Origin of the sequence: Mycobacterium genavense ATCC 51234, assembly GCF_000526915.1 — a bacterium.
Classification (GTDB): domain Bacteria; phylum Actinomycetota; class Actinomycetes; order Mycobacteriales; family Mycobacteriaceae; genus Mycobacterium; species Mycobacterium genavense.
The window spans coordinates 39421-65608 of sequence record NZ_JAGZ01000013.1 but is presented as its reverse complement, the minus strand read 5'-3'; the positions used below and the strand labels follow the sequence as shown (position 1 = coordinate 65608).

The following is a 26188-nucleotide window of genomic DNA, read 5'->3' as shown; positions in this document are numbered from 1 at the left end:
GTTCCGGTACCGGCGAAAAGATATCAACTCGATGTGAATAAATCCGCCAAGACAAACTCTTGAATTGCGTTTGCTAACCACTTAGGCTCGCGAAGTTTGTACTTTGAGTGACTAACTGTCGATGCTCAAGTCTTGACGTCGGAGAAGAACTTCAGCGCCACGCTGTTGACCGCCTCGGGCCGCTCCAGGAACCCGAGATGACCCGCGTCGGGGATCTGCACGTAGCGGCCGTTGGGCAATGCGTCGGCGACCTCGCGCCCGAGGTGCGGCGGCGTGATCACGTCGTCGGCGAAACCCATCACCAGCACCGGGGCGGTGATGGCGCGGTACGCCGCGAGCCGGCTGGTCTGCGGAGACACGTTCAACTGGGTGCGCAGCCCGGGGGTGCGCTTGACCGGCCAGGCGCGAAACATCGTGATCCAGTCGGCGACCAGCACGTCGTCGTTGATCGTCTTGCGCGAAAAGTTTTCCAGCACACGGACTTTCGCCTCGTAAGCGGGCGGCAGCTCGATGTTCGACGCGTAGAGTTCCTGCTCGCCCTCGTGAAAACCCTGACGGGCGCGGTCCAGGCGGCCACGGGTGGCCATCAGCACCGCGGCGGTGACCAGCTCGGGGCGGGCCACCATCAACTCCTGGGCGATGAAGGCACCCATCGACACCCCGACGATGCGCGCCGGGGCGGCGCCCAGCGACTCGATCAGGGACACGGTGTCGGCGACCATGGTTTCCGTCGTGAACCCCTCGGCGTTCTCGGTGGCGCCGATCCCGCGATTGTCGAAGGTGATCACGCGATAGCCGGCCGACATGAACGTCGGGACCTGATGCGGTAACCAGGTGCGCCCGGGGCCGCCGCTGCCCGAGATGAAAACCACGGGCTCACCGCTGCCGCGGTCGTCGTACGCCAGGTTGATCACTCGACCGACGGTACAAGGAGCGGATAGCAGGCCTTGACCCGGTCGATCCACCACTGCCGCCGGTCCGGCGGTGCCTGCAGCGCGGCCAACCGTTGCGGGTCGGGCCTGACCGGCCCGACCGGGAGGGCGCCGTCGACGGGCGCGGCGACGTCGGCCACGTCTTGTTGGAACAGCCCGCCGGTGCCCAGTCCGCAGGCGTGCCGCAGCTGCGGTAACGCCGCCGCGGCGGTCAGCCCGGCGCCGATGCCGACCGCCGAATCCAGCGCGCTGGAGACCACGACCGGGATGTCGATCTGCGCGGCGATGTCCAGCAGGGCCGAAATCCCGCCCAGCGGAGCGACTTTGAGCACCGCAATATCTGCGGCGCCGGCGCGGACCACGGCCAGCGGGTCATCGGCCTTGCGGATGCTTTCGTCGGCGGCGATCGGCACGTCGATGCGCCGCCGCAGCTCGGCCAGCTCGTCGACGGTGGCGCAGGGCTGTTCGAGGTATTCCAGCGGACCGTGGATGGTCAGCACGGCCGCGGCCAGCACCGCCTGCTCGACCGTCCAGCCGCCGTTGGCGTCCACCCGCACGGTCGGCACCATCTCGCGCACCGCGTTGACCCGGGCGACGTCGTCGGCCAACGTCTGCCCGGGCTCGGCGACCTTCACCTTGGCCGTCGAGGCGCCGGGAAAGCGAGCCAGCACCTCACCCACCTCGGCGGCGGGCACGGCCGGCACGGTGGCGTTGATCGGAATGCGGTCGCGCTGCAGCGGCGGCGACTGCCGGTAGGCGCCCTCGATGCCCGACGCCAGCCAGGCCGCCGCCTCGGCGGGCCCGTACTCGACGAACGCCCCGAATTCGCCCCACCCCGCGGGGCCTTCGATCAGCGCGACCTCGCGGGTGGTGATGCCGCGGAACCGCACCCGCATCGGCAGCGCCACCACGTGCAGGCCGTCGAGCAGCTCCGGCAGGCTCGGCGTCACCGGCTGTAGACCCGGCGGCCCGCCAGATAGGTCGCGCGCACGTCGAGATCGGCGATCTGTTCGGGCGGCACCGTGCGGGGGTCGGCCGACAGCACCACCAGGTCGGCGTACTTGCCGACCTCGAGCGAGCCGACGACGTTGTCGGCGAACAGCTGGTAGGCGGCGTCGATGATCTGGGCGCGGATGGCCTGCTCGACCGTCAGCCGCTCCTCGGGTGCCAGCACCCGGCCGCTGGGTGCGATGCGGGTCACCGCCACGCTGATGTTGCGCAGCGGCTCCTCCGGCGTGACCGGCGGATCGTTGTGCAGCGAGATGCGCATCCCGCTCGTGACCGCGGATCCTGCTGGCATCCAACGGGATCCGCGCTCCTCGCCGAACAGGCCGTCGACGATGACGTCGCCCCAGTAGTGAATCTGGTCGACGAAGATGCTGCAGGTCACCCCGAGGTCGGCGGCGCGGCGCAGCTGCTCGGGCCGGATGGCGCCGACGTGCTCGAGGCGCAGCCGATGGTCGTCGCGCGGATGGTTGCGCAGCGCCTCTTCGTAGACGTCGAGGATGGTGTCGACGCCGGCGTCGCCCTGCACGTGGCAGGCCATCTGCCAGCCCAGCGGGTAGTAGGCGCCGACGATCTCGCGCAGCTGCTCGGCGGTGTAGTTGGCGCAGCCGCACGAGCCCTTAGGGATGCCCATCGTCCGGGTGGCCTCGGTGTCCAGGTACGGAAAGGACAGCGCGATGTTGCCGATCCATGGCGACCCGTCCACCCAGATCTTGATGCCGACCTGACGCAGCATGTCGTCGCCCTGGCCGGGTGAGGCGGCGGTGGCCATCCGCGGGTTGGACACCTCGTAGGTGCGCAGCCGCACCGTCAACCGGTCATGCAACTGGGCCACCAGCGGCCCGAAGTTCGGGTCGAATGCCATCTCCGAGCAGGTGGTCAGGCCGGCCCGGTTGAGACGTTCACACTCGGCGAGCAGCATCGCCGGGTAGCTGTCGGCCGTGATGGCCCCGCCGAGCAGCGGGAACACCGCGGCGATCTCCTCGGCGGTGCCGTCGAGGTCGCCGTTGGCGTCGCGGCCGTATTTGGCGCCTTTGGGGTCCGGGGTGTCGCGGGTCAGCCCGTTTTGCTGGGCGGCGTGCGAGTTGAAGTAGGCCTTGTGCCTCGAGTTGTGGATGATCACCAGCGGGCCGTCCGGCGCGATCTCGTCGAGCCAGGCCAGCGTCGGGTCGGGCAGACCGGATTGCAGCAGCGCGTCCCAGCCATTGAGGTAGACGCCCGTCGACCCGCGTCGCGCGACCTCCCGACGGATCGCGGCGACGACGTCGTCGGCGCCGGGAACGGTGACCGGGCGGATGTCCACGATCCGGTCCGATCAGCGACGGCCTCCATCAGCGGATGCCCGTGCGCCTCGACGAATCCCGGCAGCACGCACCCGTTACCGACGTCGACGGTCTGGGTGTCGGCGCCGATGAACTCGGCGACCTCGTGGCGAGTGCCGACGGCGATGATGCGGCCGTCGGCGATGGCCAGTGCCTCTGCGGTGGGTCTGGCGTCGTCGACGGTCAGGATGGTTCCGGTAACGACGAGATCTGCCAGCGCCATGGGTAGCGATCCTAATGATCCCCGGCGTCTGCGAGGGTGCGGCTGACCCGAATTGCAACACGTTCTAGTCTTGCCCACATGAGTGACGATTTGTTGCGCCATCCGACGCATAACGGCCATCTGTTGGTGGGCGCGCTCAAGCGCCACAAGAACCGGCCGGTGCTGTTTCTCGGCGACACCACGCTGACCGGGGGCAAACTGGCCGAGCGGATCAGCCAGTACACCCAGGCGTTCGAGGCGCTCGGCGCCGGAACCGGTGCCACGGTCGGGTTGCTGGCGTTGAACCGCCCCGAGGTGCTGATGATCCTGGGCGCCAGCCAGACCCAGGGCTACCGGCGCACCGCGCTGCACCCGCTCGGCTCGCTGGACGACCATGCCTACGTGCTGTCCGACTGCGGTGCCAGCTCGCTGATCGTCGACCCCAACCCGGCGTTCGTCGAGCGGGCGCTGGGGCTGCTGGAAAAGGTCGAGACGCTCAAGCAGATCCTGACCATCGGCCCGGTCCCCCGGGCGCTGGACGGGGTGGCGGTGGACCTGTCGGCCGAGGCCGCCAAGTACGAGCCCAAGCCACTGGTGGTCGCCGAGTTGCCGCCGGACCACATCGGCGGCATGGCCTACACCGGCGGCACCACCGGCAAGCCTAAGGGCGTGCTGGGCACCACGGGCAACATCGCCGCGATGACCCAGATCCAGCTCTCCGAATGGGAGTGGCCCGAGTATCCGAAGTTCCTGATGTGCACGCCGCTGTCGCACGCCGGTGCGGCGTTTACACACCAACCCTGGTCAAGGGCGGCGAGATGGTGGTGCTGGGCAAGTTCGATCCCGCCGAGGTGTTGAAAACCATTGAGAGCAACGCATTACGGCCACCATGCTGGTGCCGTCGATGCTGTACGCCCTGATGGACCATCCGGATTCGCACACCCGCGACCTGTCGTCGCTGCAGACCGTCTACTACGGCGCCTCCGCGATGAACCCGGTGCAGCTGGCCGAGGCGATCCGGCGGTTCGGCCCGATCTTCGCCCAAGTACTCCGATCTTCGCCCAGAACTACGGCCAGTCCGAGGCGCCGATGGCGATCACCTATCTGGCCAAAGCCGAACACGACGAGAAGCGGCTGACGTCGTGCGGACGCCCGACGCTGTTCGCCCGGGTGGCGCTGTTGGGCGAGGACGGCAATCCGGTGCCGCAGGGTGAGCCGGGCGAAATCTGTGTCAGCGGACCGCTTTTGGCGGGCGGCTACTGGAATCTGCTCGAGGCCACGGCCGAGACGTTTAAGGACGGCTGGCTGCACACCGGCGACATGGCCCGCGAGGACGAGGACGGCTTCTAACTCATCGTCGACCGGGTCAAGGACATGATCGTCACTGGCGGCTTCAACGTCTTTCCCCGCGAGGTCGAGGACGTCATCGCCGAGCATCCGTCGGTCGCGCAGGTGTGCGTGGTCGGGGCGCCCGACGACAAGTGGGGCGAGGCCGTCACCGCCGTGGTGGTGCTGCGCTCCGACGCGCCGACGGACGACGCGTCGATCGAGAAGATGACCGCCGAGATTCAGGCCGCGGTCAAGGAGCGCAAGGGTTCGGTGCAGTCGCTCAAGCGGGTCGAGATCGTCGACGCGCTGCCGTTGACCGGGCTGGGCAAGCCGGACAAGAAGGCCGTCCGGGCGCGGTTCTGGGAAGGCGCCGCCCGCTCGGTCGGCTGAGTCGACGGCGACGGGACGGCCGCCTTCCCCTGCCGTCAAGCCGTCCCCCATCGGGCGATTACCTGGCCGGCGAAGTCGAGCATCTCGCCCAGGCTGGCGAACATGGCGAAGGCAGCCACGATCGCCTCGTCGGCACCGGATGCGGCGAGGCGCTCCAGCCTGCCGACGACCGACTCGACCGACGTGCCCGGTTCGAGGTTGACCCGCATGGCCGTCTTCAGCGTGTCCGGATCGCGGCCGGCGTCCTGCGCCGCCCGGCGCGCGATCGACCACAACCGGTCGGTGACCTCTGCCTGCAACCCTTCCACCCCGAGCCAGCCGGTCCCGCTGCGGCCCACCCGGCGCACCGCGGCCGCACTGGCACCGCCGATCCAGATCGGCGGACCGCCGGGCTGGACGGGACGCAGGTCGGCGTGGATGGGCGACAGTGAGAAGAACTCGCTGTGCCAGGACACCGGGGTGGTCGTCCACCATTCGTGCAGAAACGCCAGCAGGTCGTCGAGGATCCGCCCGCGCCGGCGCCAGTCCGCGCTGCGGGCGATGTCGTGCTCGTCCTTCATCCACCCGATTCCGACGCCGACGTCGAGGCGGCCCTGGCTCAGCACGTCGAGTGTGGTCAGCAACCGGGCCAGGTGGACCGGCTCGTAGTAGAACGTGCTGAGCGTGCTGGCGTTGAGCCGAACCCGGCTGGTCGCCGTCGCGGCGACCGTCCACAGCAGCACCGGATCGAGGTAGCGGGTCATCTGCGGCGGGTACGGCTGCTCCTTGCCCGGATAAATGCTGTGCATGTCTACCGGGGTGACCAGGCGATCGCCGACCCACAGGCTGTCGTAGCCGAGGTCTTCGAGTCCCCGGCAAAACTCGCTCAGACCGGCGGCGCTGGTGATAGCGGGGCCGACGATGGGAAGTGCGAAACCAAGCTTCAAGGCGAGAGTCCTCTCGTAACGTTCGTTCAGCTGCTCGGGCCGCGCCCCGGCTCAGGCGGGCACAGCGGCGCCGAGGGCGAAGTCGAAGTTGCCCATCCCGTGGCGGGCGAGGCCCATGACGACCAGGCCGGTTGCTTCCAGCCAGTGCGCCATGTGCAAGTCGCCCACGTCCAACGGGCGCAGCCCGAGGCTGTCGATGAACTCCGCCACCGCGGCCTTGGCGCGCGCGTCGTCGCCGGCCATGAAGACGTCGAGCGGCCGGCCTTTTTCCAGGACCACACCGAAGATCGTGTTGAACGCCTTCACCACGCTGGCGCTGGCCGGGGCGGCCTTGGCGACTTCTTGCGCGACCGACGTGTCGGCGGGGATGGCCAGCCCGTCGGCCGCCGCATTGAAGGGGTTGCTGATGTCGACGATGACCCTGCCCGCGAGGGCGTCCCCGTACTGGGTGACGACCGGAACGACGCTGGCATACAGCAGGGACACGATCACGATGTTGCCGGCCGGGACGGCACCGAACTCCCCCGTCGTGGCGCGGCCGCCCAGGGTCTCGGCCAGGGCGGCGGCCTTCGCCTGATCGCGGCCGATGATCTCGACGGTATTGCCGCCGGCTACCGCCAGTGCGCCAATGGCCCGCGCCATGTTGCCGGTGCCGATGATGCTGATGCTGCTCATTGAGAGCCCTCCCTTGCTGATACCGAAAAAGGTTGACTCGTCTACCTTAAGCAGATTTTTATTGATGCGTCAACCAGTCGCCCGGGCGCACTGTGTCGAACCCTTTCTGGAGACGCGGCGAAGCTGACTACTGTGGCTGTCATGGCGCGTGCTGGTGACCCCAAACCGCCCTGGTGGCTGAAACCGGCGAACAACGTCTTCATCCGGATGTCGCGGCTGGGCCTGAGCTTTGGCGGCGAGAGCCCCGTCGTGCTGACGGTGCCTGGTCGTAAATCGGGACTCCCGCGGTCGACACCGGTGACCCCGATGACGGTGGACGGCCGCGAGTACGTCGTCGCCGGTTTTCCCGGTGCCGACTGGGTTGCCAACGTGCGGGCCGCAGAAGAGGTCACGGTGGCTCGTGGCCGCAAGGTCCGGCGCGTGCGGATGGTCGAGTTTTCCGCCGAGGACGCCCGCCCGCTGTTGCGGGCGTTCCCCGAAGCAGTGCCACCGGGGTGGGCTTCATGAAGCGGGCCGGCCTGGTCGACGAGGGACGCCCGGAGGAGTTCGAAGCGCTGGCCGGCCGCTGCGCAGTATTTCGACTGGACGGAATTCAATAGCCTTGAGCGACAATCCTTTTCACGCCCACTCCTGGAAGCCGGTGGACGGGTTCGGTGATCTGACCGACATCACGTATCACCGGCACGTCACCAACGCCACGGTGCGGGTGGCGTTCGACCGTCCCGAGGTGCGCAACGCGTTTCGGCCGCACACGGTCGACGAGCTGTACCGGGTGCTCGACCATGCCCGGATGTCCCCCGACGTCGGCGTGGTGTTGCTGACCGGCAACGGCCCCTCGCCCAAGGACGGCGGCTGGGCGTTCTGCTCCGGCGGTGACCAACGAATCCGCGGCCGCAGCGGCTATCAATACGCCTCGGGCGAGACCGCGGATACCGTCGACGCGGCACGCGCCGGCAGGCTGCACATCCTCGAGGTGCAGCGGCTGATCCGCTTCATGCCCAAGGTGGTCATCTGCCTGGTCAACGGCTGGGCGGCCGGCGGCGGGCACAGCCTGCACGTGGTGTGCGACCTCACCCTGGCCAGTCGCGAGCATGCCCGCTTCAAGCAGACCGACGCCGACGTCGGCAGCTTCGACGGCGGCTACGGCAGCGCGTACCTGGCCCGTCAGATCGGCCAGAAGTACGCCCGCGAGGTCTTCTTCCTGGGCCGCACGTACACCGCCGAGCAGATGCACCACATGGGCGCGGTCAACGCGGTCATCGACCACGGCGAGCTGGAAAAGGCGGGTGTGGAGTGGGCCGCCGAGATCAACGCCAAATCCCCGCAGGCACAACGGATGCTGAAGTTCGCGTTCAACCTGATCGACGACGGCTTGGTGGGCCAGCAGCTGTTCGCCGGAGAGGCCACCCGGCTGGCCTACATGACCGACGAGGCCGTCGAGGGCCGCGACGCGTTTCTGCAGAAGCGCGACCCGGACTACAGCTCCTTCCCGCGTTACTTCTGAGGTCGCGCCCGTCGAGCCAGGCTCGGCGAAACTAGACTCCGGGCCTGGGAGCAAGAGTCCCCTGCGCCGGTTCGCCGACCAGATCGTGCTGGCCAGCATGCGGCCGCCGATGTCACCGCAAGTGCTGGTCAACCGGCCCGCAATCAAACCGATCGACCTGGACGGCAAACGGATCGTGCTGACTGGGGCGTCGTCGGGCATCGGCGAAGCCGGCGCCGAACGGCTCGCCGAGCACGGCGCCACCGTGGTGCTCGTCGCCCGCCGCCAGGATCGCCTCGACGCGCTGGCGGACCGGATCACCGCCGCCGGCGGCACGGCGCTGTCGATGCCCTGCGACGTCTCCGACATGGCCGCCGTGGACGCGTTGGTCGCCGACGTCGACAAGCGTCTCGGCGGCGTCGACATCTTGATCAACAACGCCGGCCGGTCCATCCGACGGCCGCTGGTCGAGTCGCTTCAGCGTTGGCACGACGTCGAGCGGACCATGGTGCTCAACTACTACGCGCCGCCGCTGCGGCTGATCCGCGGGTTCGCGCCGGGCATGCTGGATCGCGGCGACGGTCACATCATCAACGTGTCGACCTGGGGGGTGCTGTCGGAGGCCTCGCCGTTGTTCGCGCCGTACAACGCGTCCAAGGCCGCCCTGTCCGCGGTGAGCCGCGTCGCCGAAACCGAGTGGGGCCGACGGGGTGTGCACTCGACGACGCTGTACTACCCGTTGGTGGCCACCCCGATGATCGAGCCGACCAAGGCCTACGACGGGTTGCCGGCGCTGACGGCGGAGGAGGCCGCCGAGTGGATGGTCACCGCCGCGCGCACCCGGCCGGTGCGGATCGCGCCGCGGATGGCGATCGCGGCCCGGGCGCTCGACACCATCGGGCCCCGGTGGGTGAACACCCTGATGCAGCGCCAGAACCTGCAGCCCAACCGCGCCTCCGACGGTTGAGCGTGGTCGGACCACAGACGTGATAGACACGAGGCCATGGAGATCTTGTTCAGCCGGATGCTGCTGCGGCCGGCTGATTATCAGCGGTCGTTGACGTTCTACCGCGACGAAATCGGACTGGCCATCTACCGCGACTATGGCGCCGGCACAGTGTTTTTCGCGGGTCAGTCGTTGCTGGAGCTGGCCGGCTGGAGCGACACCGACCACTCCGGCGGACCCTTCCCCGGCGCGTTGTGGCTGCAGGTCCGCGACATCGAGGCGACCCAGGCCGAACTGACCGGGCGCGGGGTGCCGATTGCCCGTGCGGCGCGCCGCGAACCGTGGGGCTTGAAGGAGATGCACGTGACCGATCCGGATGGCATTACCCTCATCTTCGTCGAGGTCCCGGGCGACCACCCGCTACGCCGCGACACCCGGGGTGAACAACAAGGAACGACCGGTTGACTGACAGGTAACATCTGGCGACGGTTCAAAAATTACCTGAGTTTCACCGCGGTCAGCATTCGACAATTTAATCCCCCTACCACCAGAATCAGGCCCTGTGGACATACAACTGTTCCTCTTGATCATTGTCGTAGTCACGGCATTGGCTTTCGACTTCACCAACGGCTTCCATGACACCGCGAACGCGATGGCGACCTCGATCGCCAGTGGCGCGCTGAAGCCCAAAACAGCCGTCGCGCTCTCCGCGGTTTTGAACCTGATCGGTGCGTTCCTGTCGACCACCGTCGCGGCCACCATCGCCAAGGGCCTCATCGATTCCAGCATCGTGTCGCTGGAACTGGTGTTCGCCGGCCTGGTCGGCGGCGTCGTCTGGAACCTGCTGACCTGGCTGTTCGGTATCCCCTCGAGCTCGTCGCACGCGCTGGTCGGAGGCATCATCGGTGCCACGATCGCGGCGGTGGGAACGCGCGGGGTGATCTGGTCGGGCGTGATGTCCAAGGCGATCATCCCGGCCATCGTGTCGGTGTTCGTGGCCCTGCTGGTCGGCGCGTGTGCCACCTGGGCGGTCTTCCGGATCACCCGCGGCCTGCAGAAGGACCGGACCGAAGCCGGGTTCCGGCGCGGCCAGATCGGCTCGGCGTCGCTGGTCTCGTTGGCGCACGGCACCAACGACGCGCAGAAGACGATGGGCATCATCTTCCTGGCGCTGATGTCCTACGGCTCGGTCAGCAAGAGTGCCGCGGTCCCGCCGATGTGGGTCATCGTGTCCTGCGCCATAGCGATGGCCACGGGTACCTACCTGGGCGGCTGGCGAATCATCCGCACCCTGGGCAAGGGGCTCGTCGAGATCACGTCGCCGCAGGGCATGGCCGCCGAATCGTCTTCGGCCGCAGTCATTCTGCTGTCCGCTCACTTCGGCTACGCGCTGTCCACCACCCAGGTTTGCACCGGCTCGGTGATGGGCAGCGGACTGGGCAAGCCCGGTGGCGAGGTCCGCTGGGGCGTGGCCGGCCGGATGGCCGTCGCCTGGCTGGTGACGCTTCCGCTGGCCGGCCTGGTCGGCGCGATCACCTATTGGATCGTCCACTACATCGGCGGATACCCCGGCGCCGTCGTCGGGTTCGGGCTCCTGGTCGGGACCTCGGCCGCCATCTACATCCGGTCGCGCAAGAACAAGGTCGACCAGCACAACGTCAACGACGAGTGGAAGGGCGACCTGACCGCCGGCCTTGACGAGAACAAGCCGCCCAGCGGTGCCAAGGTGGGCGCCACTGCCGGTTCCGACGACGTGAGTGTGGGGTAGCGTCCGATGAGCGAATTGAGCGAGTGGTTTAACTACGAAGCAACCCTGAAGATCCTGATCTTCAGCATGCTGGCCGGCGCCTTCCTGCCCGGGCTGTTCGCCGTCGGGATCCGGCTGCAGGCACTCGGCTCCGGCGGCGTCGGCGCTGACGGCACCACGTCGCAGCCGAACCCGGTGCTGTCCGGCCTGGCTTGGCTGATCTACGCGTTGGTGGTGGCCGTGATCATCATCGGCGTGCTGTTCATCGCCCGCGACTTCATCGCGCACCACACCGGGTATCCGTTCCTCGGGGCCAAAGTAGCATCGAATCGTCGTCCCGAACTACCGAGCCCCCGGGCGGAGTTGATCGAATGAACCGATTCCTTAACTCGGTCGTCTCGTGGTTGCGCGCGGGCTATCCGGAGGGCATTCCGCCGACGGACACCTTCGCCCTGCTGACGCTGCTGGCCAACCGGTTGACCAACGACGAGGTCAAACTCGTGGCCAACGCGCTGATGGAACGCGGCGACTTCGACAACATCGATATCGGCGTGATGATCAGCAAGCTGACCGACGAGCTGCCGTCGCCGGAGGACATCGAGCGAGTCCGGGCCCGGCTGGCCGCCCAGGGCTGGCCGCTGGATGACCCGCACGATGACGAGCACGACGACCTCGAGGGCGGAGCGCACGCATAGCAGTTCTGCGTGCGCTCACCGTCTCGCCCGGCTCGGCTGCCGCAGTGCTGCTACCCGCGTTGGAGCGGGTGCTGGTGGGTTGCGAGTCGGCCTTCGTTGCGGTGCAACCGGATTGCGAGCTGCCCGCATTGCGGATAGGCGAGGCGATCGACGACGACGTCGCGTTGGTGGTCACGACGTCGGGCACCACCGGTAAACCCAAGGGCGCCTTGCTGACTGCCGCGGCACTGGCCGCCAGCGCGGCCGCCACCCATGACCGTCTCGGCGGACCGGGCAGCTGGCTGCTGGCCCTGTCGCCGCATCACATCGCCGGAATCCAGGTGCTGGTGCGCAGCGTCCTGGCCGGTTCGGCGCCCGTCGAGCTGGACGTCTCCTCCGGCTTCGACACCGCCGAATTACCGAGTGCGGTAAGCAAATTGGGTACCGGCCGACGGTACACCTCGCTGGTCGCCACCCAACTGGCCAAGGCTTTGGCCGACCCGCCGGCCGCGGCCGCGCTCGCCGAACTGGACGCCGTTTTGCTCGGCGGCGGGCCGGCACCGCGACCGGTGCTCGAAGCCGCGGCGGCCGCGGGAATCACGGTGGTGCGCACCTACGGGATGAGCGAGACCGCGGGAGGGTGCGTCTACGACGGTGTACCACTGGACGGACTGCGGCTGCGGGTCGACGACGGGCGCATCGTCATCGGGGGCGCCACCGTGGCCAAGGGCTATCGCAACCCGGTTGATCCCGACCCGTTCGCCGAGCCGGGCTGGTTCCGCACCGACGATCTGGGCTCGATCGATGCCGGGGTGCTGACCGTGCTGGGCCGCGCCGACGACGCGATCAGCACCGGCGGGCTGACGGTGTTGCCGCACCCGGTCGAGGCCGCGCTGGGCACCCACCCCGCCGTCGCCGACTGCGCGGTATTCGGCCTCGCCGACGACCGGCTGGGGCAACGGGTGGTCGCGGCGATCGTGGTGCGGGACGGGTTCGGCCCGCCGACGCTGGACGCGCTGCGCGCACATGTCGCCGGCACCCTGGACGCCACCGCCGCGCCGCGCGAGCTGCACATCGTCGACGCGCTGCCGCGCCGCGGCATCGGCAAGGTGGACCGGGCGGCGCTGGTGTGCCGGTTCGGCGCCGGTCAATAGGCTGGTCGACCGTGAGGATTGCCCGCCGGGACATGCTGGCCGTCGCGGCCAGCGCCGCCCTGGTCGCGGCGGCGGTGGTGCTGCCGTCGCTGGGTTGGGGCGTCAGACCGCGCCTCGATCTCGGCCCGGAGCGCTTCGCCACGCATGAACAATCCGCACCGCTGTTCGGCGCCTGGGAGGTGCACGCCAGCTGGGGAACCGGGCCGGCGATTCTGCTCGCGGTGGCCGTCGTGGTGTGGGGACCCGTTGTCGCACAGCGACTTTCGTGGCGAACATTGACGCTGGGCAGCTGGGTGCTGGCCTGCGGGTGGGCGTTCGCGCTGGCGATGGTCGACGGCTGGCAGCGCGGCTTCGCCGGCCGGTTGACCACCCGGGACGAATACGTGACCCAGGTGCCCGGCATCACCGACATCCCGGCGACCGTACGCACGTTTTCCACCCGGATTCTCGACCACCAGCCCAACTCCTGGATCACCCATGTGTCCGGGCATCCGCCCGGCGCGCTGTTGACGTTCGTCTGGCTAGACCGGCTCGGCCTGCACGGCGGCGCATGGGCGGGTCTGCTGTGCCTGCTGGCCGGCTCGAGCGCCGCGGCGGCGGTGCTGGTCGCCATCCGCGCGCTGGGCGACGAGCGGACGGCCCGGCTGGCCGCCCCGTTCGTCGCGCTAGCGCCGACCGCGATCTGGGTGGCGGTCTCGGCCGACGGCTACTTCGCCGGTGTCGCGGCGTGGGGCATCGCACTGCTGGCGGTGGCCGTGCATCGACAGGTTCGCTTTCCTGCGCTGGTCGCGGCCGCCGCCGGGTTGCTGCTCGGCTGGTGTGTCTTCCTCAGTTACGGCCTGGCGCTGTTGGGCCTGCCCGCAGCGGCGGTGTTGGTGTCGGCCAGCGACTTTCGACGCGCGCTGCGGGCTCTGGCCCCGGCCGGCTTGACCGCATTGGCGGTGGCGGTGACCTTCGCCGTCGCCGGGTTTTACTGGTTCGACGGCTATACGCTTGTCCAGCAACGCTATTGGCAGGGGATCGCCCACGACCGGCCGTTCCAGTATTGGTGGTGGGCCAACCTGGCCTGCGTGGTATGCGCGATCGGCCTGGGCGGGGTCGCGGGCATCACCCGGGTGTTCGACGCTGCCGCCATCCGCCGCCGTTCGGGATTGCACTTGCTGTTGCTGGCCATGCTGGCCGCGATCGTCTGCGCCGACCTGAGCACGCTGAGTAAGGCCGAGATGGAACGGATTTGGCTGCCGTTCACGATCTGGCTGACCGCCGCGCCCGCGCTGCTGCCGGTGCGGTCGCACCGGCTGTGGCTGGCGATCAACGCCGTCGGTGCGCTGGTGGTCAACACCGTGATGGTCACGCACTGGTAGGTGGACGTGGAAGATCAGCCCGGGCTGGCGCGCCGGCTCAATACGACCGACGCGGTGGTGATCGGGCTGGGTTCGATGATCGGCGCCGGGGTGTTCGCCGCGTTCGGCCCGGCCGCGCGGGCCGCCGGCGCGGGGCTGCTGATCGGGCTGGCGCTGGCCGCGGTGATCGCCTACTGCAATGCCACCTCGTCGGCGCAACTGGCCGCGGTGTATCCGACATCGGGTGGAACGTATATCTATGGCCGTGTTCGCCTCGGCCCGTGGTGGGGTTTCATCGCCGGGTGGGGATTCGTGATCGGCAAGACCGCGTCCTGCGCGGCGATGGCACTCACCGTCGCCGCCTACGCGGTTCCCGGCGCGGACGTATGGGTGCAGCGACTTGTCGGGATCGCCTCCGTGGTGCTGCTGACCACGCTGAATTACCGCGGCGTCACCAAGACCGCAATGCTGGCCCGGATTCTGTTGGCCTGCATCCTGATTGCCCTGGCCGCCGTCGTCGTGGGCATCGCGCTGGGCCGGCCGGACCCGTCGCAGCTGAGCGGCTCCTGGTTCCGCGGCTCGATCTACGGGGTGCTGCAGTCGGCGGGGCTGCTGTTTTTCGCGTTCGCCGGGTATGCGCGGATCGCGACGATGGGTGAGGAAGTCCGCGACCCGGCCCGCACCATCCCCCGGGCGATCACCATCGCCCTGGCGATCGCGGTGGCGATCTATCTGGTTGTCGGGGTGGCCGCGCTGCTAGCCGCCGGGCCCGAGCGGCTCGCGAATGCCGTTGCGCCACTGGCCGAGGCGGTACGGGCCGCCCGCGCCCCTGCCGCGCTGGTGCCGGTGGTCTCGGTCGGGGCGGCGCTGGCCAGCCTCGGCGCACTGCTGGCGCTGATCGCCGGGCTCGGGCGCACCACGCTGGCGATGGCCCGGCAGCGGGATCTGCCCGGCTGGCTGTCGGCCGTACACCCGACCCACCGGGTGCCACACCATGCGGAGCTCGCGATCGGGGTAGTGGTCTGCCTGCTGGTCGGCACCGTCGATTTGCGTGGCGTGATCGGCTTTTCGTCGTTCGGCGTGCTGATCTACTACGCGATCGCCAACGCCGCCGCGTATACGTTGCACCGGCGCCGCGTGGTGAATGCTTGCGGGCTGGCCGGGTGCCTGTTGCTGGTCGCCACCTTGCCGTGGGCGTCGGCGGCCGCCGGGCTAGCGGTCTTCGCCATCGGGATCGCCGGGCGCGCCGCGGTTTCGAGCCGACGCGCCTAGCGCACGCAGCCCCGGCGTTTGATGGGTCGGCCATCGGTGCACAATCCCGCGCTGACCGCCAGCGGCGCCGCTCAGTTCGCGACGATCTCCGCGATGTCATACTGCCCGAAACAACTCGAGGAGGGTATCGGCGGGAAGGGTTGAGTGCGCGGCTTCAGGCGGTCGTTAGAGTCCGGCCGCGCGGGTGACGCGGGCGAAGCGACTGCCGGGCCCGCAGGCCTCTCGCACCGTGGCGACGTCGGCCAGCACGTCGAAGTCGCTCGGCTGGCGCACCGCTATAACATCAACACCGTTGTCGTGCAAGGCTTTTCGTGTGAGATCGGCCGTGTCGGGTACCGACATCGGCACGGTCCGCAGGCATTCGGCCTTGGCCGGGCTGCGCACCCCGAGCACCCACCAACCGCCGTCGTCGGCCGGCCCGAGCACGGCCGGCGCGGTTAGCAGCCGGCGCGCGCAATCGGTCAGGAATTCGGCGGTCACCTGCGGGGTGTCCATGCCGATCTGCAACACCGGAAAGCCCTCGGCGGCGTCGGCGTGGGCATTGGCGAAGCGGTCGGCGAAGCCGTCACCGCGTTGCTCGATCACGGTGAACGACTCGAGCCGCCACCGGATCTGCAGCGCGGCGGCGGCCGCGTCCAGGTCGCCGGTCAGCGCCACGACCCACGAGCGCACCGCCGCGGCGGACACCGCATCCAGCGTGTCCAGCAACGCCGCGGCGGCGATCTCGGCGGCGACCCGATCCCCGACCGTGGCGGCGAGCCGGGTCTTGGCCAGGCCCGGATCCGGCGCCTTGGCGACCACCAGCAGCTCGGTCATGATATCACTTTCCAGAAGTCCAGGATGGCGGTGATGCTGCCGCGCAGCGAACCGCTGACCTTCGACTTGCCGCCCGTGCGGGGGCCGTAGCTGACGTCGAGCTCGACCACGCGCCACCCGGCCGCCGCCGCGCGCACCAGCAGTTCCAGCGGAAACCCCGAGCGCCGATCGACGACGCCCAGACTCAACAACGCCTCCCGCCGGGCGACTCACATCGGCGCGATGTCGTGGACCGGCAAGCCGTGGCGGGTGCGCAGCCGCCAGCTCATCACCACCGTGCCGCGCCACCCACGGCCAATGCAGCCCGGCCACGGGCCGGCGTCGACCGGTTGCCAGGTCCGCGCCCTGCTCGAGCGCGGCGACCAATCGCGGCAGGTCGCCGGCGTCCATCGAGCCGTCGGCGTCGATGACCGCGACGATCGGAGTCGTCGCGGCGACCACCCCGGCGTGCACTGCCGACCCGTATCCGGGCCGAGGTTCGGCGACGACGTCGGCGCCGTGCCGGACGGCGACGCCCGCCGTGTCGTCGGTGCTGTTGTTGTCCACCACGAGCGCCCGATAGTCGTCGGGGATCCTCGCCAGCACCCCCGGCAGCGACTCCTCCTCGTTCAGACACGGCAGCACCACCGTGACCAGTTCGCCGGGCATCGCTTGGCGATCAGGATCCGGACGACGAGTGACCGCCCCCGCCACCGGATGGCACCCGCGGGGCCATGGTCTGCGGCGGCGGCTTCGGCGCGACGGTCTGCTGCTGGGTAGGCGGTTTCGGCGCGACGGTTTGCTGCTGGGTGGGCTGTTGCGTCGGCTGCTGGGTGGGTTGCTGCGTGGGCTGGACCGTCTGTGTCGGCTGGACCGTCTGGGTCTGCTGGGTCTGGGTTTGCGGCTGGGTCTGGGTCGGTTCCGTCGGGGCGACCGTGGTGGGCGCGACCGTCGTCGTCGGCGTGATCGGCGTGTAGGGCGTCGTCGTCGGGGCGACGGTCGGCGTCGGCGTGATCGGGGTATACGGCGTGGTCGTCGGCGTCGACGGTGTGGTCGGCGTCAACGTCGTCGGCGGCGTATACGGCGGATACCACGGCGGCTGTGGTCGCCAGCCCGGGTACGGGATGATGACCGGCACCGGGATCGGGATGGGCCCGTTGGGGTTCGGCACCGGCCCGGGAACAACCGGTGCGACCGGCGCACCCGGAGCGGGTGCCGGGCCGACACCGGGCACGGGAGCCTGCGGCACGGCCGGGGCCGGAATGACCCCACCCTGGTAGCCGGCGTTGGGCGCTTCGGGCGGCGGCGGGGGCACCGGCGCCTGCTGCTGGGTCGGCAGCAGCGGCATGAACTTGCCCGGGGCGGCGTTCTGGTGGCCGATCACCGGCTGCTGGGCCGCGGTCGGCCGGACGGCAACCACCACCGCGACGGCCAGCGAGGCCACCCCGATCACCGCGAACGCGATCACGGCATTGCCGACCAGTAGCGACCGTCGGCTCAGCTTCAGCGGGCCGGTCTCGGCGTCGGGATCGTCGGAGTAGAAATCGTCGAACTCGTCATACTCGCCGGGCAGCAGGTCGTCGTCATCGTCGGCCATCGAGTAGGCCAGCTGCTCGTCGGCCGCGGGGGGATCACCGAACCCGGCCGGGGCCAGCGCGGTCTCGTCGCCGGTGAGCCCCGGGGCCAGCGCGGTGGCACCGCCGGTCAGCCCGGCCGCCGGGGCCATCGCGGTCGCATCGCCGGTTACCGGTGCGGCGGCGATCGCGGCGCCGCGGGCCAGCGCGAAGGTGGGGTCTTCGGGAATCTGCACCCGCACCGTCGCGTCGCGAAGCTGGTCGGCGACCCCGGCCAGGTCCGACGACGAGCCCACCAGGAACACGTCGTTGTGCGCGTCCGGGTGCGCGCCGAGGCGGGCCATCATCGTGTCCAACGTGCCGGTCGCGTCACCGCCCAGCAGTTCGCTGGCCAACATCGTCAGCGGCGCGTCCGGATCGCCGTCGGCCGCGCTCACCACCGACAGCGTCGCGGTGTTATCGTCCACCACCAGCGCGCCGCCGGTACGCTTCGCCGCGCGCATCAACGCCGTCACCGCCTGCGACTGCGACAGCACCGCGACGTTGTGGACGCCGGAATCCTCCAGCGCCCGACGCAGCTGGTCGGCGGCGGGGTGGTCGGTCCAGCACAGCCGGGTCCCGACCAGCCGGTGGTTGTCGTTCGCCAGCAGCCGATTGGTGCCGACCACAGTTTCGGTGAGTTGCGCGATGGGGTTGTTAGCCAGGTCGACGACGGACTGGTCGATCACGTCATTGCCGCCCGCACCCGCTCCGACAAGCGCCAAGCGGGCGACGGGGCCGGTGACGGCGACCCCCAAAACGACGTCCATCCCTGCTCTCCTTCGGCTGGCCAGCCCCGCAGCCAGATTGTCCCGGCATCATTACACTTCGGTACCGTCGGCAGTAACAATCATTCAGGCGGCCCCGTTCGCCTACAGGCGCAGCGTAGCCGCGTTCCCAGACTCGGGCAGTCACACCCGTGTCGCCGAGGCGGAGATTATGTTTCCAAGTAGGCAACGAAGTCGTCTCGGCAGGGGGTTCCCTGGCCGCCGAAGCGAATGTGCACCGTCAGTGACCGTCCTCGATACCCGGGGGGAACCGTGAGCCAGAGCAGCGACGAGGCGCCTACCGGCCCCATCAGGGGGGTGGCAGCGCAGCGCACCGCGGCGGGCCCGCCGGTTGCCGCGGCGACCGCTGGGCAGCGTAACACCGTGGCCGACCTGACCGCCGCCGTCTTGCTGCTCGCCGCGCCGCTGCTGCCGTGGAACCTGTACTTCGGGATCGCGATCCCCGACAGCAACAGGACCTTGTTCGTGGTTCTGATCGCGGTGACGCTGCTTTCCCTGATCGCGATCGCTTTGCCGGGTTCGGGGCGGACGGTCGGCGGGATTCGGCTGGCGCTCAACATTCCCTATTTGCTGCTGGTGCTCGCCTTCGTCGGGTTCGACGCGTTCGAGACCGTCCGCTTCGGCGGGACCGTGACCGTGCCGGGCGGTGTCGGGCCCGGCGCCTGGCTGGGTGTCGCCGGCGCCCTGCTGAGCGCGCAGTCGGCCGGCCGGTCCGCGGCGGCCGACGACGACACCGTGGCCGGGCGGCACCGGTCCGTCCAGATCATCGGCTGCGTCGCGATGGTGGCCGCGGCGCTGAGCTTCGGCTTCACCCTGTACTGGCGGGTGAAGTACGCGCTGGGCGACGCCGGCGACTTCGGCAAGCAGAACATCGCGGTGATCGTGACGGCGACGGTCTACGGCCTGGTCGCGTTGATCGCCGTGCTCGTCGCCTCGCGGTGGCTGCTCGGCGGCACCCGGGCGTCGCGGCTGGCGACGATCGCGCTGGGCGTCTCGACGCTGGCCGCCGGCATCGTCGTCTGGCTGCTCCCGGTCGGCCGTGACATCGACGCCTTCCACGGCATCGCGCAGAACACCTCGACGGCCGGCGTCGGGTTCGAGGGCTATCTGGCGTGGGCGGCGGCGGCGATTGTCGTGCCGCGCACCCTGTTCGACCGGGCCGCCACCGTGTCGTCCGAGGAGAGCGCGTGGCGGGCGGCGGCCCGCACCGGCCTGCTGCTGATCGTCGTGTGGAGCCTTGGATCGGTGGCGATGCGGGTCACCGACCTGGCCGTCGCGGTGAGCTTGAATTACCCCTATTCGCGCTACGACAGCGTGGTGCTGGCCGCATTCGATGTGGCCACCGCGGCGCTGGCGGTCTGGCTGCGGAACATCCTGGGCAACCCGTCGGCCTCCGCCCGGCTGATCACCACGCTGTCCGGACTCGTTGCGGCACTGAGTATTTCGCGAGTCATCGTGGGCGTCATGCTGGCACCACGGTTCGCCGAAGCGCCCAATGCGGTGCGAAATCCGGTCTACGGAAACGATCTTGCCCAGCAGATCACCAGCACCTTCGACGTCACGCTGTCCGTGCTGGCCATCCTGGTGGCGGCGATCATCACCGGACACTTCAACCGACTGCGCCGCCGCCGTCGTGCCGCCCGCAGGCGTGCGGTCGCGCAGAACGCCGAGGCCCCGACGACCCACATCCCGACCGGCGTCGCGCCGCCGTCGGCCGGTGTGACCACCCGGATCCACACCGGCGAATCACCCACCGCCGCAATACCGCAACCGGCCGGCGCACCGCGGATCTTCCGCGGTGACGACTCGGCCACCCGGCAGATTCAGATGCCCAAGCCGCAGATCTACCGGCCCCCGTCTTAGCGCAGCGGCGCGAACGCGAACTCGCGCAGGCCCTCGCGCGGATCGATCGCCGCGCGGAAACCCAGCACCTGCGCGGCGCGAGCGGGATCGGCGACGATGTGGCGCACGTCACCGCTGCGATACTGCCCGGTGATCACCGGAGACACCACCTCGCCCCGCGCCTGGCAGATCGCGGTGGCCACCTGCAGGATCGAGATCGGTCGACCCGAGCAGACGTTGACCGCGGTGAAGCCGTCGCGCTCGGCGTGGGCAGCCGCGACGTTGGCTGCCGCCACGTCGTCGACGTGCACGAAATCCCGCATCTGGCCACCACCCTCGAAAACCCTTGGCGGCTCGCCCCTTTCCAGCGCCGAGCGGAAGATCGCCGCCACCCCGGAGTAGGGCGTATCGCGCGGCATGCCGGGGCCGTAGACGTTGTGGTAGCGCAGCTCCACCACCGAACCGCCCGTCGACTCCGACCACGCCAGCACGTAGTGCTCCTGCGCGGTCTTGCTGGCGGCATACAGGCTGCGCGGCCGCAGCGCGGCGTCCTCGTCGACCAGCTGCCAGGCCAGCTCCTCACCGCCCAGTGGGCAGCGGTGCTCGAAGGCCCCGGCGTCGAGGTCGGCCCGCCGGCGCGGCAACGGGTCCACCGACCCGTGCCGCGGGCACCGGTAGCGTCCCTGCCCGTACACCACCATCGACGACGCCAACACCAGGCGACGCACCCCGGCGGCGAACATCCCCGCCAGCAGCACCGTGGCGCCGTAGTCGTTGTGCCCGCCGTAGGCCGGCGCGTCGGCCGCGTCGACGCCGGCGCCCACCATCGCGGCCTGATGGCACACCAGATTGACACCGTCCAGCAGCGGGGCCAGCGCCTCGGCGTCCCGGACGTCGACGCGGTGACATCCGTTCGGCAGCAACGAGTTTGGGCCGTGCGCGGCGGGCAGCAGCAAATCGACGCCGATCACCTGATGACCGGCCGCGCGCAATGCCGCATCCACCCGAGACCCGATGAAACCGGCCGCACCGGTCAGTAGCACCCTCACGGCAGCTCGAACGGCAGCGTGACGCCGGTGTGCGACAGACAGTGCGCGCAGTCGCGCTCGGCGGCCACCCGGCCGATGGCGTTGCGCACCAGCGCCTTGAACGGCTCGATGTTCTTTTCGAATTCCGCCATGACGTCCACCGTTTTCACACCCTCGCCGTGGTTGACCCCGGCGTCCAGGTCGGTCACCAAAGCGATTGCCGCATAACACATTTCGAGCTCACAAGCCAGGACGGCCTCCGGGTATCCGGTCATGTTGACCAGCATGAAGCCCGCCGAGGCGAACCACTGGCTTTCGGCGCGGGTGGAAAATCGCGGCCCCTGGATCACCACCATGGTGCCGCCGTCGACCACGTCGGGCAGGCCGGCGGCAGCCTGGCGCAAGGTCGGGCAGTAGGGGTCGGCGAAGTCGACGTGAATGGAGCCCGAGTCGAAGTAGGTGTCGGCGCGGCCGTTGGTGCGATCCACCAGCTGGTCGGGCACCACGATCGAGCCCGGCCCGTAGGCGGGGTTCAGGCTGCCCACCGCGCACGGCGCGAAGACCCGCCGCACACCGAGCGTGCGCAGCGCCCACATGTTGGCGAGGTAGGGCACGGTGTGCGCCGAGTATTCATGCGTAGCACCGTGCCGGGGCAGGACGGCGACCTCGTGCTCCCCGATGGTGCCCACGGTCAGCGGCGCGCTGGGCGGGCCGTACGGGGTGTCCGGGGTGACGTGGTGAACGTCGGAGCCGAAGAACGTGTAGAAGCCGCTGCCGCCGATCACTCCGAGCATCCGACCATTGTGGTGCATAGGGCAGGATGGCCTGGTGGCCAGTGTTGGGCAGTGGATCTCGGGGGCGCGGCCGCGGACGCTGCCCAATGCCGTGGCCCCGGTCGTCGCGGGAACCGGCGCGGCGGCCTGGTTGGGATCGGCCGTGTGGTGGAAGGCGCTGCTGGCGCTGGCGGTCTCGCTCGCGCTGATCGTCGGCGTCAACTACGCCAACGACTACTCCGACGGCATCCGGGGCACCGACGACGTCCGGACCGGGCCGGCGCGGCTGGTGGGCTCGCGACTGGCCCGACCGCGCGCGGTGCTGACCGCCGCGGTGGCGTCGCTTTCGGTGGGCGCGGCGGCCGGCCTGGTGCTGGCGCTGACGAGCGCGCCGTGGTTGATCGCGGTCGGCGTCGCGTGCATCGCCGGGGCGTGGCTGTACACCGGCGGCTCGAGGCCCTACGGGTACGCCGGTTTCGGCGAGATCGCCGTGTTCGTGTTCTTCGGCCTGGTCGCCGTGCTCGGCACCCAGTACACCCAGGCGCTGCGGGTGGACTGGGTGGGCGTGGTGCTGGCGGTGGCCACGGGTGCGCTGTCGTCGTCGGTGCTGGTGGCCAACAACCTGCGGGACATCCCGACCGACGCGCAGGCGCACAAGCTCACCCTCGCGGTGCGCCTCGGCGATGCCCGCACCCGGGTGTTCTACCAGGGGCTGCTGGCGACCGCCGGACTGCTGACCCTGGTGCTGATGCTGGCCACGCCGTGGTGTGCGGCGGGGCTGGTGGCCACCCCGTTGGCGCTGCGCGCCGCCGGGCCGGTGCGCTCCGGGCGCGGCGGGCCCGAGCTGATTCCGGTGATGCGGGACACCGGGCTGACGATGCTGGCGTGGGCGGTCGCGGTGGCCGCGGCGCTGGCGCTGGCCGACTGACACCGAGAGCGCGCTCGACGCCCGGGGTGTGCACCCACGGCTCTGAGTGTGTTTTCGCGGTGCCCTGAGCGCACACGCGAAGCGGCGCCGCACTCCCGATCGCGGCATTCGTTCGCCAAGACGACTTCGGAATTCCAGTAACACGCGTTAGCGTCGATGTGACAGCCGTTACACCACCGAGCGAGGAGCGCAATGCAGCAGATCGCCGCGACCAGTGGGCCCAGGAACGTCGGACTGCTCAGCGTCGGGGCGTACCGCCTGGAACGCGTGGTCACCAACGACGAGCTGTGTCGCAACATCGACTCGTCCGACGAGTGGATCTACTCGCACACCGGCATCAAGACGCGCCGCTCGCCGCTCACGACGAATCCGTGACGTCCATGTCGATCGAGGCCAGCCGCGAGGCGATCGCGAAAGCCGGACTGCACGCCGGCGACATCGACGCCACCAGCACCCAGTTCTTGCAGACCCCGGCCAGCGCCCCAGCGGTCGCTACGGGATTGGGCGCGACCGGGGTGCCCGCATTCGACATCTCGGCCGGATGCGCCGGCTTCGGCTGCGCAGTCGGGGTGGCGGCCGACATGATCCGCGGCTGCATCGTCGCCAAGATGCTGGTGATCGGTTCGGAGAAACTGTCGCCGACCGTGGACATGCTCGACCGCAGCAACTGCTTCATCTTCGCCGACGGCGCGGCCACCGTCGTGCTGGGCGAGACACCCGAGCAGGGCATCGGGCCCACCGTCTGGGGCAGCGACGGCGAACAGACGATGGCCATCCGCCAGGACATCGACTGGATCACCTATACCGAGAACCCGACCGGGCCGCGCCCGTTTCTGCGACTGGAAGGCAGCGCGGTGTTCCGTTGGGCCGCTTTCGAAATGGGCAAAGTCGGGCGCCAGGCGATGGACGCCGCGGGGGTGCGGTCGGATCAGATCGACGTGTTCATCCCGCATCAGGCCAACGCCCGGATCAACGAGGTGCTGGCCAAGAACCTGGACCTGCTCTCCGGGTCGTCGCCAATGACATTGAGCACACCGGAAACACGTCCGCGGCGTCCATCCCGCTGGCGATGGCCGAACTGCTCGCCACCGGGGCGTCCAAGCCCGGCGATCTCGCCCTGCTGATCGGGTACGGCGCCGGCCTGAGCTATGCCGCCCAGGTAGTGCGGATGCCCAACTACTGAGCGTCGGGTTCGTCGTCGACCGGCTCACCGCGCAGCCGGGCCCGCAGCTGCTCGCGTTCGGCGCGACGGCGTTCACCGGAAACGGCCAGCGCCGCGGTGGCGCGCCGGCGCAGCGGGCCGAACAGCCAGATGCCCAACGGCATCGCGATGATCAATGCGAACAACGCCGCGACGACGACGGGGAACTGGTCGACGCCGAGCAGCCGCGCCGCGAGATAGATCACTGCGGTGAGCGCCACCGCCAGCAGCAGCCGCGCCAACGCGTAGAGCAAAACGTCGACAACCACGCGTTCTCGCGGGCGCTGCTGCGCACCCTCCGCCGGGCTGTTCCCAGTGCTGTTGTCGCTCGGCCCTTCTGACACAGCTCGAGCCTACGACGCGGGTATATTCGCTCACAGGAGGTGTGGAGTGCTCTACCTGGTGGTCGTCCTGGTGTTGGGGACGCTGATCTACATTGGCTGGCGTACGGCGCGATCGCAGGTGCACCGACCGAAGACGCGTGTCATCGGACCCGACGACGATCCAGACTTCCTGCGGCGGTTGGGAAACGGGGACAACAACCCCCGCTGACCCCCTTCGGCGACAACGGCAGCCAAGCTCGTCAACGCTTCACGAGTCTCCCGGCGCATCTGGTCCAGATGGATCTCGGCGCCCTCGTCGAGATGGGCGTCGTAGGGCACCAACCGCACCGCGCGGCAGCGTCGCGAGAAGTGGTCGATCACCATGTTCATGTCGACCTTGCCGGTCCGCGGGCGCACCGCGTTGATCACCGCGATCGAGTTGCGGGCCAGTGCTTCGTGGCCGTGGGCGTCCAGCCAGTCCAGCGTCGCCGAAGCGCTGCGCGCCCCGTCGATGGAACCCGAACTCACCACGATCAAAACGTTGGCGTTCTCCAGCACCGACGACATCGCCGAGTGCAACAGGCCGGGCCCTCAGTCGGTGATCACCAGGCCGTAGTAGCGCTCCAGGATGCCCAGGGTGCGGGTGTAGTCGTCGGCGTCGAATGCCTTCGATACCGCCGGATCGCTTTCGGACGCCAGCACTTCCAGCCCGCTCGGGCCCCTCGAGGTGTAGCGGCGGACGTCGCTGTAGCGCTCGACGGTGCCGGCGTCCTGCAGCAACTGACGGACCGTGCCCGCGGTCTCCAGCGGGACCTTCTGGCTCAGGGTGCCGCGGTCGGGGTTGGCGTCGACGGCCACCACCCGGTCGCCGCGGATCTCGGCGAAGGTGGCACCCAGCGTGGCGGCGATCGTGGTCGTGCCGACGCCGCCCTTCAGGGAGATCACCGCCACCCGGTAGGAGCCGCGCAGCGGCCGGTTGACCTGTGCCACCAAATTGTTATGCCGCGCGGCCCGCGGGCTCTCCCCCAGGTTGATCGTCCGGCCCGACAACACGTAGACCAGGCGCCGCCAGCCCTCCGAGGGCGGCGGCTTGATCGGGCGCAGCAGCATGCCGGTGGACAGTTCCGGGTACGGCGTGTGCGGCAGGTGCTCGGGCCGGTACGGGGCCGGCGCTGCCACGGGCTGCTCGGCCTGGCCGTTGTAGTAGGCGCCGTAGCGGTCGGATCGACCCGCGGGATCCCGGTCACCGGGGTGCAATCCCAGGGTGGCATCCCGGCCGGCGGCGGTGCTTCCCGGCGCTCGGTGGCCGGCACCCGACGCTCGGTGCGAAAGCCGGCGAAGACCCGGATCGGTGCGTCGGCATTGGGGTCCGCGGACACCTCGCCGGCGGACGGCTGCTCTTGCGGATTCAAGTCAGTCGCCGGATGTTCCGGCGCCCCCACGCCACTCGATAACTGTTCGGACACGTGCATTCCCCCTTGTTGCGGTCTCACTCCC

The 26188-nt window shown here is 69.5% G+C and carries 21 protein-coding genes and 7 pseudogenes; 16 read left to right on the top strand and 12 right to left on the bottom strand.

The annotated features are described in order from the left end of the window. Nucleotides 1-125: 125 nt before the first annotated feature. The 3 genes and pseudogenes from T428_RS0121625 to T428_RS30100 all read right to left on the bottom strand — a co-directional run bounded on the left by T428_RS0121625 (nucleotide 126) and on the right by T428_RS30100 (nucleotide 3482). Entirely contained in the window at nucleotides 126-914 is a 789-nt protein-coding gene (locus tag T428_RS0121625; protein WP_025738113.1) for an alpha/beta fold hydrolase, read from the bottom strand. Next, nucleotides 911-1828 carry an o-succinylbenzoate synthase gene (locus T428_RS0121620; RefSeq protein WP_425412068.1) on the bottom strand — a complete coding sequence of 306 codons (918 nt, stop codon included), beginning with the start codon at nucleotides 1826-1828 and terminating at the stop codon, nucleotides 911-913. The genes T428_RS0121625 and T428_RS0121620 overlap by 4 nt, the downstream gene beginning before the upstream one ends. A gap of 50 nt (nucleotides 1829-1878) precedes the next feature. Continuing rightward, nucleotides 1879-3482, bottom strand: a pseudogene (locus T428_RS30100) (amidohydrolase). 78 nt (nucleotides 3483-3560) lie between these two features. Between T428_RS30100 and fadD8 the strand changes: the two are divergent. Then, nucleotides 3561-5180, top strand: a pseudogene (gene fadD8, locus T428_RS30095) (fatty-acid--CoA ligase FadD8). A 35-nt stretch (nucleotides 5181-5215) separates the two neighbouring features. Here the strand turns inward: fadD8 and T428_RS0121605 are convergent. Both T428_RS0121605 and T428_RS0121600 read right to left on the bottom strand, forming a co-directional pair. Next, entirely contained in the window at nucleotides 5216-6106 is an 891-nt protein-coding gene (locus tag T428_RS0121605) for a TIGR03619 family F420-dependent LLM class oxidoreductase (protein ID WP_025738111.1), read from the bottom strand. A gap of 51 nt (nucleotides 6107-6157) precedes the next feature. Next, complete coding sequence (locus T428_RS0121600; RefSeq protein ID WP_025738110.1) at nucleotides 6158-6781, bottom strand: NADPH-dependent F420 reductase; 624 nt, start codon at nucleotides 6779-6781, stop codon at nucleotides 6158-6160. Between the two features lie 141 nt (nucleotides 6782-6922). Between T428_RS0121600 and T428_RS30090 the strand changes: the two are divergent. From T428_RS30090 to T428_RS35010, 11 genes and pseudogenes are all read left to right on the top strand, one after another. After that, a pseudogene (locus tag T428_RS30090) lies at nucleotides 6923-7380 on the top strand (nitroreductase family deazaflavin-dependent oxidoreductase). A 2-nt stretch (nucleotides 7381-7382) separates the two neighbouring features. Continuing rightward, entirely contained in the window at nucleotides 7383-8285 is a 903-nt protein-coding gene (locus T428_RS0121590; protein ID WP_025738109.1) for a 1,4-dihydroxy-2-naphthoyl-CoA synthase, read from the top strand. A gap of 61 nt (nucleotides 8286-8346) precedes the next feature. Continuing rightward, nucleotides 8347-9231: an SDR family oxidoreductase gene (locus T428_RS0121585; RefSeq protein ID WP_036468640.1), complete on the top strand. Its 885-nt coding sequence runs from the start codon at nucleotides 8347-8349 to the stop codon at nucleotides 9229-9231. 36 nt (nucleotides 9232-9267) lie between these two features. Further along, nucleotides 9268-9675, top strand: a complete 408-nt coding sequence (locus tag T428_RS0121580; protein ID WP_025738107.1) for a VOC family protein — start codon at nucleotides 9268-9270, stop codon at nucleotides 9673-9675. A gap of 97 nt (nucleotides 9676-9772) precedes the next feature. Next, nucleotides 9773-10978 (top strand): inorganic phosphate transporter, encoded by a 1206-nt coding sequence (locus T428_RS0121575; RefSeq protein WP_025738106.1) that lies wholly within the window; start codon nucleotides 9773-9775, stop codon nucleotides 10976-10978. 6 nt (nucleotides 10979-10984) lie between these two features. Further along, a complete protein-coding gene (locus T428_RS30085) occupies nucleotides 10985-11332 on the top strand; it encodes a hypothetical protein (RefSeq protein ID WP_051465316.1) in 348 nt (115 codons plus the stop codon). Next, on the top strand, nucleotides 11329-11652 hold the full coding sequence (locus T428_RS0121565) for a DUF3349 domain-containing protein (protein WP_025738104.1): 324 nt from the start codon (nucleotides 11329-11331) through the stop codon (nucleotides 11650-11652). The genes T428_RS30085 and T428_RS0121565 overlap by 4 nt, the downstream gene beginning before the upstream one ends. Nucleotides 11653-11720: 68 nt before the next feature. Then, nucleotides 11721-12785 carry an o-succinylbenzoate--CoA ligase gene (gene menE, locus T428_RS0121560; protein WP_025738103.1) on the top strand — a complete coding sequence of 355 codons (1065 nt, stop codon included), beginning with the start codon at nucleotides 11721-11723 and terminating at the stop codon, nucleotides 12783-12785. 11 nt (nucleotides 12786-12796) lie between these two features. Continuing rightward, nucleotides 12797-14149 (top strand): hypothetical protein, encoded by a 1353-nt coding sequence (locus T428_RS0121555; protein ID WP_025738102.1) that lies wholly within the window; start codon nucleotides 12797-12799, stop codon nucleotides 14147-14149. Further along, nucleotides 14150-15400 (top strand): APC family permease, encoded by a 1251-nt coding sequence (locus T428_RS0121550; protein WP_025738101.1) that lies wholly within the window; start codon nucleotides 14150-14152, stop codon nucleotides 15398-15400. Between the two features lie 39 nt (nucleotides 15401-15439). Continuing rightward, nucleotides 15440-15544 (top strand): annotated as a pseudogene (locus T428_RS35010) (DUF732 domain-containing protein); the annotation flags it as partial. 21 nt (nucleotides 15545-15565) lie between these two features. On the opposite strand, the gene T428_RS0121540 reads toward T428_RS35010, so the two are convergent. The 3 genes and pseudogenes from T428_RS0121540 to T428_RS0121535 form a co-directional block, all read right to left on the bottom strand. Beyond that, nucleotides 15566-16216: a TIGR04282 family arsenosugar biosynthesis glycosyltransferase gene (locus T428_RS0121540; protein WP_025738100.1), complete on the bottom strand. Its 651-nt coding sequence runs from the start codon at nucleotides 16214-16216 to the stop codon at nucleotides 15566-15568. Continuing rightward, nucleotides 16213-16864: pseudogene (locus T428_RS32370) on the bottom strand (glycosyltransferase family 2 protein). Before T428_RS32370 ends, T428_RS0121540 begins: the two are co-directional and overlap by 4 nt. Before the next feature lie 10 nt (nucleotides 16865-16874). Then, nucleotides 16875-18578 carry a DUF7159 family protein gene (locus tag T428_RS0121535; RefSeq protein WP_025738099.1) on the bottom strand — a complete coding sequence of 568 codons (1704 nt, stop codon included), beginning with the start codon at nucleotides 18576-18578 and terminating at the stop codon, nucleotides 16875-16877. A 228-nt stretch (nucleotides 18579-18806) separates the two neighbouring features. Here T428_RS0121535 and T428_RS0121530 point away from each other — a divergent pair, with 228 nt between their 5' ends. Then, nucleotides 18807-20459, top strand: coding sequence for a DUF7937 domain-containing protein (locus T428_RS0121530; protein ID WP_084298832.1), 1653 nt, complete (start codon nucleotides 18807-18809; stop codon nucleotides 20457-20459). Here the strand turns inward: T428_RS0121530 and T428_RS0121525 are convergent. Together T428_RS0121525 and T428_RS0121520 are read right to left on the bottom strand one after the other, a co-directional pair. Further along, entirely contained in the window at nucleotides 20456-21487 is a 1032-nt protein-coding gene (locus T428_RS0121525; protein ID WP_025738097.1) for an NAD-dependent epimerase/dehydratase family protein, read from the bottom strand. The two genes, T428_RS0121530 and T428_RS0121525, sit on opposite strands and share 4 nt — an antisense overlap. Then, entirely contained in the window at nucleotides 21484-22260 is a 777-nt protein-coding gene (locus T428_RS0121520; protein WP_245605024.1) for an S-methyl-5'-thioadenosine phosphorylase, read from the bottom strand. The genes T428_RS0121525 and T428_RS0121520 overlap by 4 nt, the downstream gene beginning before the upstream one ends. Nucleotides 22261-22294: 34 nt before the next feature. On the opposite strand from T428_RS0121520, the gene T428_RS0121515 reads away from it, so the two are divergent. Both T428_RS0121515 and T428_RS30080 read left to right on the top strand, forming a co-directional pair. After that, nucleotides 22295-23167, top strand: a complete 873-nt coding sequence (locus tag T428_RS0121515; protein ID WP_025738095.1) for a 1,4-dihydroxy-2-naphthoate polyprenyltransferase — start codon at nucleotides 22295-22297, stop codon at nucleotides 23165-23167. A 192-nt stretch (nucleotides 23168-23359) separates the two neighbouring features. Further along, a pseudogene (locus T428_RS30080) lies at nucleotides 23360-24350 on the top strand (beta-ketoacyl-ACP synthase III). Here the strand turns inward: T428_RS30080 and T428_RS0121505 are convergent. Next, the gene (locus T428_RS0121505; protein ID WP_025738094.1) at nucleotides 24344-24712 is read right to left on the bottom strand and encodes a DUF4229 domain-containing protein; all 369 of its coding nucleotides are present in this window, start codon (nucleotides 24710-24712) and stop codon (nucleotides 24344-24346) included. The pseudogene T428_RS30080 and the gene T428_RS0121505 overlap by 7 nt on opposite strands. A gap of 46 nt (nucleotides 24713-24758) precedes the next feature. Between T428_RS0121505 and T428_RS33755 the strand changes: the two genes are divergently transcribed. Beyond that, the gene (locus T428_RS33755; protein ID WP_211243992.1) at nucleotides 24759-24920 is read left to right on the top strand and encodes a hypothetical protein; all 162 of its coding nucleotides are present in this window, start codon (nucleotides 24759-24761) and stop codon (nucleotides 24918-24920) included. Here T428_RS33755 and T428_RS35005 read toward each other — a convergent pair. After that, a pseudogene (locus T428_RS35005) lies at nucleotides 24863-26163 on the bottom strand (MinD/ParA family ATP-binding protein); the annotation flags it as partial. The gene T428_RS33755 and the pseudogene T428_RS35005 sit on opposite strands and share 58 nt — an antisense overlap. Between the last annotated feature and the right edge of the window lie 25 nt (nucleotides 26164-26188).

Bases quoted from the DNA above. Each gene is read 5' to 3' on its own strand.
- T428_RS0121620 (WP_425412068.1), bottom strand. From the start codon at position 1,828: ATGCGGGTGCGGTTCCGCGGCATCACCACCCGCGAGGTCGCGCTGATC.
- T428_RS0121520 (WP_245605024.1), bottom strand. From the start codon at position 22,260: ATGCTCGGAGTGATCGGCGGCAGCGGCTTCTACACGTTCTTCGGCTCC.
- T428_RS0121540 (WP_025738100.1), bottom strand. From the start codon at position 16,216: ATGACCGAGCTGCTGGTGGTCGCCAAGGCGCCGGATCCGGGCCTGGCC.
- T428_RS0121565 (WP_025738104.1), top strand. From the start codon at position 11,329: ATGAACCGATTCCTTAACTCGGTCGTCTCGTGGTTGCGCGCGGGCTAT.
- T428_RS0121600 (WP_025738110.1), bottom strand. From the start codon at position 6,781: ATGAGCAGCATCAGCATCATCGGCACCGGCAACATGGCGCGGGCCATT.
- T428_RS0121535 (WP_025738099.1), bottom strand. From the start codon at position 18,578: ATGGACGTCGTTTTGGGGGTCGCCGTCACCGGCCCCGTCGCCCGCTTG.
- T428_RS0121580 (WP_025738107.1), top strand. From the start codon at position 9,268: ATGGAGATCTTGTTCAGCCGGATGCTGCTGCGGCCGGCTGATTATCAG.
- T428_RS0121530 (WP_084298832.1), top strand. From the start codon at position 18,807: ATGTGCACCGTCAGTGACCGTCCTCGATACCCGGGGGGAACCGTGAGC.
- T428_RS30085 (WP_051465316.1), top strand. From the start codon at position 10,985: ATGAGCGAATTGAGCGAGTGGTTTAACTACGAAGCAACCCTGAAGATC.